This window comes from Natronomonas sp., assembly GCF_036625485.1.
Classification (GTDB): Archaea; Halobacteriota; Halobacteria; order Halobacteriales; family Haloarculaceae; genus Natronomonas.
Window position 1 is genome coordinate 1 of the sequence record NZ_JAZKTR010000129.1, and the last position, 6,639, is coordinate 6,639.

Sequence of the window (6,639 nt, forward strand, 5' to 3'; positions counted from 1 at the left end):
GGATAAGCAGAATTATGCCCGAACCGTCCCAAAGGGTGAGTAATGGGAGTCCTCGAAGACAAGGCGCGAGCGCGGGTCTTCTACAAGTACCTCTCGAAGGCGTACGATACTATCAACCCGTTCATCTGGAACGAGGAGATGCGCGACGAGGCGCTCGAATGGCTCGACGTCGAGTCGGGTGATCGGGTCCTCGATGTCGGCTGTGGCACCGGCTTCGCCACCGAGGGCCTGCTCCAGCACACCGACGATGTCTGGGGCCTCGACCAGTCGGCCCACCAACTGGAGAAGGCCTTCGCCAAGTTCGGCAAACGCGGGACCGTGAAGTTCCATCGCGGCGACGCCGAACGCCTCCCCTTCGATGACGACAGTTTCGACGCCTACTGGTCGTCGGGCTCTATCGAATACTGGCCGAATCCCGTCGATGCGCTCCGGGAGGCCCGCCGCGTGACCGAGCCCGGTGGCACCGTGATCGTGGTCGGCCCCGATTATCCAAGTTCGACGCTGTTCCAGAAGCTCGCCGACGCCATCATGCTGTTCTACGACGAGGAGGAGGCCGACCGGATGTTCGCCGAGGCCGGCTTCGAGGAGTTCGAACACCACATCCAACAGCGCGCGCCCGGTACACCGCGGGCCATCACGACGGTTGCCCGCGTCCCCGACGACACGGGGGATGACGCGAGCGACGAGGAAACGACCGACGCCGAAACGGCGTCGACTGCCTGAATCTCATCCCACACTAGCGGTAACGGTCAGTTCTGCGATTTTGTGGCCATCGGCGTAGAGCCGGATTTCAACGCTCGCGCCCGCGTACGGGATCGGACTGTTCGTCCCCGCGATACGGAAACTCGCCGTTTCGCCCGCCCGCCAGTCACCGGCCCGGGCGCTGTTGAACGGGCCTGTCGGGCCGCTCTCGAATCCACGGGCCGAAAAGAATGGTACGGGCGGCTGTGTGTCAAGCGACTCGCCGTCGACTCGAACGCGCACGCGAAGGGTCTCGGGGTCTATCGCGGCGCCGCCGCGATGGGTAAGCCGAACCGTTCCGTCAGCCTCAGCCTCGGCATCGAAACTCGCGGCAGGTGCGGTGCTGGGCGGTTCGACGGCGACTGCGGCACCGACGATGACGGCACCGGCCACGGTTATCGCCGTCAACAGCAGACAGCCGATGACTGGGGACAGCGCCCGTTCGGACACGGGGCGTCTGGCTCCGCTATCGTATAAAAAGGCTCGGCAGCGGCGACCGCCGATCACACGGGTCGTTGTAGTCTTGTCTCGGCGAGCCCCCGGTACGGCTTGGCGCTCGCCGGTAATTCGTTACAAAGACCCGTATCAGTCCAGACGCGTTTCGACAGAGATCGTCCGGCCGTCGTGTGTCGCATTGACCGTCACGTCGCCATGCGGGCCGACGGTCCACAGGCGTTCGCCGTCCGTCGACCCGACCGGCTCGCCGTTCACGTCCACGGTGGCGTCGACGCGTTCGTCGGTCTCGTTGTCGACCACGGCGACGCCGAGGGGGCCGCCGGCTCTGGTCGTCTCGACGACGAGTCGGAGGTCGCCGCCGGCAGTTTCGTTCTCGACGGTCGTCGTCGGAACCAGCGAGGGGTCGTTGAACTGGAACTCCCGAAAGACGTCCTCGGTCGACCCATCGAAGAAAAGGACGAGGCCCGGCGTCGTCGCTGCGTGGGTGTGGCCGACGTCGAGGGGCCAAACGCCCGCGGTAGTGAACACGTGGGGGCGGCCGCCGTATCGACCGATCTGGATGCCGCCGTCCTGATTCTCGCTGGCCCACGGGTAGAGTTCACCGAACCGTCGTTCGACGTCTTCGGCGTCGAAATCGGATGGAGCCGCCGGCCCCCGGGCGTCCCGGACGTGGGCTTCCCGAACGTACTGCGGGTCGTCGAATTCGGGGTCGTCGACGGTCGCCAGTGCGATGTCGGCGTCCTCGGTTTCGATGTAGACGCGGTTACCCTCGCCGGTCTCCGTCGCCTCGGCGAGTTGTTGCCGCACCGGGCCGTACAGCGGCAGTAGCCGTGCTCGGAACGACGCTATCTCCTGCTGTGTGAGGACGGGGGTGTCGAGCCGGCTGTTCTGTCGGTGTAGCTCGGCGACGGCCCCGTCGGTCTTCCGGGCCTCGGTGTCGATAACGGCGAGCGTTCTGACGAACTGCGTGTCGGTCGAATCGCCGTCGGCGTACCTGCCGACCGCGTTCCGTTCGCGTCGTTCCAGACGGTCGATACGGGCGCTGATCCGGTCGGCGGCGCGACGGACGGCCGCCCTGCGCTCGGTTTCGTTCTCGGCGTTCCGGACCGCTTTCTGAAGCGCGATCTCGGTCGACCGAACGCGAATCGACGCCGTGCGACCGGCAACGGCGGCAGCCACGTCGAGTTGGCTGTCAGTCGTGGCGGTGCGGTCGGGGTCCCCGTCGGAAACCGCGAGGTAACCCGTCGTGTTGTCCGCACTGACGACGTTCGATTCGCCGTGTTCGGTCGCCGTCGAGGCTTGCGCCCCGTCAGCGGCGACCGGCACACCGGCGACCAGCGAAAGACAGCAAAGGAGGGCGACTGCGACCACACGGAGGCCGTTCATACTCGGGGGTCGACGTGCGAGAACAAAAAGCCGACCGTCCGCTCTTCGTCTCACCTTACGGCAGATGACGGGGCGAGAGCCGCCGAGACCGTTTATAAAGCTCTGAAACCTTTCATCAGCCGATGGAAAGCGTTTTCCCGCGCGGGTGTGCATAAATCGCCCAATGCGGTACCGCCGCCCCGTGCTGCTGTGTGCCCTCCTCCTCGTGGCGTCGATCGTCGGTGCCGTCCCGGCGAGCGCCCAGCCCGCCGGCGAGGAGACCACCTTCGAGGTGCAACTCCAAGACGACGGGGACGCCCGGTGGACCATCGTCGTCGGCGTTCCCCTCGAAGACCGGACGGACATCGAGGAGTTCCGCGAGTTCGGCGAGAGTTTCGAGAACAGCGAGGAGGACTTCCCGGTCGGGGTCGAGGTATTCGAGCGGGCCGCCGGGGAGGCTTCGACGGCGACCGGTCGGGAGATGTCCATCGAATCCACCGAACGGAACGCCGTCGTCGTCAACGAGACCGTCGAAGGCAACGCGACCGGCTACGGGGAGTTACGCGTCTCGTTTACGTGGACCTCCTTCGCCCGTATCGGCGAGAACGAAACGATGTACGTCGGCGACGCGTTCAACACCACCGACGGAACGTGGCTTCCGGGACTGGAGCGCGACCAGACGCTCATCATCCGGTCGCCGCCGGGCTACGGCAGTCCGACGACCTCCCCGATCGGTGCCGAAGGCGGCGACCTCCGGTGGGAGGGCCCACAGACCTTCGAACCGGGCTACTTCGAGATCGAGTACCAGCCCCGTTCGACCGGACCGGTGGATCCGGGAACGGATCTCTCGACGATCCTGCTCGTCGGTGCGTTGCTGTTCAGCGCTGCGGCGCTGCTGCTCGGCCTCTACCTCCTCTGGCGGCGTCAGGAGAACGAAAGCCCGCTCTCGACGGTGACCGACCTCGGGCAAAGCGAGGCCGAACCGACGCCGGAACCCGACACCGGTTCCGAACCGGCCCCCGACGCCCCGACCGGCGTTGCGGACGACGAGGAGCCTGACCTCGAACTCCTCTCTGACGAGGAGCGAGTCGAATACCTGCTCGAACAGAACGGTGGGCGGATGAAACAGGCCAACATCGTCAAGGAGACCGGCTGGTCGAACGCCAAGGTCTCACAGCTCCTCTCGTCGATGGAGGAGGAAGGCCGCGTCGACAAACTCCGCATCGGCCGGGAGAACCTCATCAGCCTCCCCGACGAAGGCCTCGGCGAGATCACCGAGAACGACGGGTAGCCGACCGATACGGCGACATCTCTTTTCCCGTTGAACAGTGTTTATGGGGGTATAAGACCCCGACAAACGCTGTACGATTCGGAAACGTTTAACCACGGACAGCCGTCATATTCGGTGATAGCCGCATGAAGATACTTGTCACCGTCAAAGAGGTGGCTGAAGTCGAGGACCAGTTCGAAATCTCGGGCCTCGACATCGCCGACAGCTCCCTCGAATACGACCTCAACGAGTGGGACGACTACGCCGTTGAGGAAGCCGTACAGCTCAGCGAAGAACACGACGACGTCGAAGTCGTCACCGTCACCATCGGCCCCGAGCGCTCCGAGGAAACCGTCCGTATGGCCCTCGCGAAGGGTGCCGACCGCGCCATCCGCGTGTGGGACGACTCCATCGAGGACGCCCAGTTCCTCGACGTCGACACCAAAGCCGAAATCATCGCCGCCGTCGCCGAAGCAGAAGACCCCGACTTCATCCTCTCCGGTGTGCAGGCCGGCGACGACGCCAACGGCGCCACCGGCGTCGCCGTCGCCGAACGCCTCGGCTTCGAATGGGGCGCCGTCGTCAACGCGCTGGACCTCGACGTCGACGAAGGCGTCGCCGCCGTCCACCGCGAACTGGAAGGTGGCATCGAAGAGCTGACGGATATCGAGATTCCCGCCGTCCTCACCATCCAGACCGGGATCAACGAACCCCGGTACGCCAGCCTCCGTGGCATCCGGCAGGCCCAGCGCAAGCCCCTCGACGTCCAGACCCTCGACGACCTCGGCCTCGACGCAAGCGTCGTCGACTCCGAAATCGAGCGCACCGCCATGTACGAACCCGAATCCGAAGGCGACGCCACCCTCTGGGAGGGCAGCGCCGAGGACACTGCCAACGAACTGGCTGACTTCCTCCGCGACAAAGGGGTGGTCGAAGGATGAGCGTGCTTGCCGTCACCGAACACCGCCGCGGCGACCTTCGGGACATCTCCCTGGAGATTATCACGGCCGGCCGCGAACTCGCCGACGAACTCGGCGAGGAACTGAACCTCGTCGTCATCGGCGGCGACGTCGACGGCTTCGCCGAGGACTGCAACCGCGACGGCGTCGACACCATCTACACCGTCGACGAGGGCGAGGAGTTCAACCACGGCGTCTACACCCAGGCCATCGAACAGCTCCACGCCGAACTGGAGCCGACCGCGCTGCTGGCGCCGAACTCGGTCAACGGCCTCGACTACGCGCCCGCCGTCGCCGAGAGCCTCGACCTCCCGCTTGTCACCGACGCCGTCGCCCTCGAGGGCGGCCAGCCCGTCGAAGTCACCCGCGAACAGTACGGCGGCAAGGTCGAGACGACCTACGACGTCGACGCCGACCAGTACGCCGTCACCATCCGCTCGGCGGAGTGGCCGGTCGCCGAGGACGCCGGCGACGCCGCCATCGAGTCCTTCGAGGCGGACATCGACTACGACGCCATCGGCGCGACCGTCAACGGCTTCGAGGAAGTCGCCGGCGGCGACGTCGACATCACCGAGGCCGACGTGCTCGTCTCCATCGGCCGCGGGATCGAAGAAGAGGAGAACCTCCCGCTGGTCGAGGAACTGGCCGACGCCCTCGGCGCGACGCTGTCGTCGTCGCGACCCATCGTCGACAACGGCTGGCTGCCGAAGAACCGCCAGGTCGGCCAGTCCGGGAAAGTCGTCGAGCCCGACGTCTACATCGCCATCGGCATCTCCGGGGCCGTCCAGCACGTCGCCGGCATGAAGGGCGCCGACACCATCATCGCGATCAACACCGACCCCAACGCGCCGATCTACGACATCGCCGACTACGGTATCGTCGACGACCTCTTCGAGGTCGTGCCGCAGCTCATCGAGGAGTTCGGCGGCGAAGCGCCTGACGTCTAACGCAGCCACTTTTTGCACGCTCCGCCGGTCGCGCCTGCTCCGGGGCGCGACACGGCTCCGCGGTCTGATGACGGCAAAAACGTGGGAAACATATGCGCGCTGCGTGGCGGCTTCGCCGCCACGTTATAAGATTGTGAGCGAAGCCCGCAACCCACTCCGCCTGTCGCTCGGCGGAGGCTATCTACCGCTGTTTCTTTGCCAGCCGAAACGTAGTCGGTAGACTGTTTTTTACGAAATCGAAGGTTCGGTCCCCGACGTCTCCTGACCGCATCCGTTAGGTACTTGCGGCGACCATACCTACCACTTTTATGGAATATCTGGAGCGTCGCCGGTCGTTGGTCGACGGCCGGATGGAGGCGGTCCTCGACGCCACCGAACCCGAGACGATGACGGACCGGCTGGAGCACGTCTCGCTTTCGGGGGGCAAGCGCGTCCGCCCCATCGTGACGCTTTTGACGTTCGAAGCCGCCGGTGGCGAACTGGAGGGCGAGGACGGTCTCGCTTCGGAACCGTCCCGCAACGCCGTCGATTTCGCCGTCGGCATCGAGTTGGTGCACAACGCCTCGCTGGTCATCGACGACATCATCGACGAGTCGGACCTCCGCCGCGGCGTCGCCAGCGCGTGGTCGGCGTTCGGCCACGGCGCGGCTATCGTCGCCAGCGACGGCCTGCTCGGCGAGGCGTTCGAACTGTTCTCGGCCGACGAGCGGGCGATGCAGGCGGTCACCGAGTCGATGGTCGAACTCGGCGAGGGCGAGGCGACCGAACTGGTCGAACAGCCCGCCAGCGAATCGGAGTACATGGAACTGGCCCGCCGGAAGACGGGCGCGCTGTTCCGGGCGGCCGCCGAACTCGGTGCGGTCGCGGCCGACGCGGATCCGCACACGGTCGAGGCCTTCGG

7 protein-coding genes are annotated in these 6,639 nt (G+C 65.9%); 5 read left to right on the forward strand and 2 right to left on the reverse strand.

Annotated elements, in window-relative coordinates; all coding sequences use genetic code 11:
- Positions 1-42: 42 nt before the first annotated feature.
- Entirely contained in the window at positions 43-723 is a 681-nt protein-coding gene (locus V5A53_RS11575) for a methyltransferase domain-containing protein (RefSeq protein WP_332313769.1), read from the forward strand.
- Between the two features lie 3 nt (positions 724-726).
- On the opposite strand, the gene V5A53_RS11580 is transcribed toward V5A53_RS11575, so the two are convergent.
- On the reverse strand, positions 727-1,191 hold the full coding sequence (locus V5A53_RS11580) for a type IV pilin N-terminal domain-containing protein (protein ID WP_332313770.1): 465 nt from the start codon (positions 1,189-1,191) through the stop codon (positions 727-729).
- Between the two features lie 135 nt (positions 1,192-1,326).
- Positions 1,327-2,583 carry a DUF7096 domain-containing protein gene (locus V5A53_RS11585; protein ID WP_332313771.1) on the reverse strand — a complete coding sequence of 419 codons (1,257 nt, stop codon included), beginning with the start codon at positions 2,581-2,583 and terminating at the stop codon, positions 1,327-1,329.
- Positions 2,584-2,746: 163 nt separating this feature from the next.
- On the opposite strand from V5A53_RS11585, the gene V5A53_RS11590 reads away from it, so the two are divergent.
- The 4 genes from V5A53_RS11590 to V5A53_RS11605 form a co-directional block, all read left to right on the forward strand.
- Entirely contained in the window at positions 2,747-3,853 is a 1,107-nt protein-coding gene (locus V5A53_RS11590; RefSeq protein ID WP_332313772.1) for a helix-turn-helix transcriptional regulator, read from the forward strand.
- Between the two features lie 125 nt (positions 3,854-3,978).
- Entirely contained in the window at positions 3,979-4,773 is a 795-nt protein-coding gene (locus tag V5A53_RS11595) for an electron transfer flavoprotein subunit beta/FixA family protein (protein ID WP_332313773.1), read from the forward strand.
- On the forward strand, positions 4,770-5,738 hold the full coding sequence (locus tag V5A53_RS11600) for an electron transfer flavoprotein subunit alpha/FixB family protein (protein WP_332313774.1): 969 nt from the start codon (positions 4,770-4,772) through the stop codon (positions 5,736-5,738). Before V5A53_RS11595 ends, V5A53_RS11600 begins: the two co-directional genes overlap by 4 nt.
- Before the next feature lie 308 nt (positions 5,739-6,046).
- A partial coding sequence (locus V5A53_RS11605) for a polyprenyl synthetase family protein (RefSeq protein WP_332313775.1) occupies positions 6,047-6,639 on the forward strand: 593 nt, incomplete at its 3' end.

Bases quoted from the DNA above. Each gene is read 5' to 3' on its own strand.
- V5A53_RS11575 (WP_332313769.1), top strand. From the start codon at position 43: ATGGGAGTCCTCGAAGACAAGGCGCGAGCGCGGGTCTTCTACAAGTAC.
- V5A53_RS11600 (WP_332313774.1), top strand. From the start codon at position 4,770: ATGAGCGTGCTTGCCGTCACCGAACACCGCCGCGGCGACCTTCGGGAC.
- V5A53_RS11595 (WP_332313773.1), top strand. From the start codon at position 3,979: ATGAAGATACTTGTCACCGTCAAAGAGGTGGCTGAAGTCGAGGACCAG.
- V5A53_RS11590 (WP_332313772.1), top strand. From the start codon at position 2,747: ATGCGGTACCGCCGCCCCGTGCTGCTGTGTGCCCTCCTCCTCGTGGCG.
- V5A53_RS11585 (WP_332313771.1), bottom strand. From the start codon at position 2,583: ATGAACGGCCTCCGTGTGGTCGCAGTCGCCCTCCTTTGCTGTCTTTCG.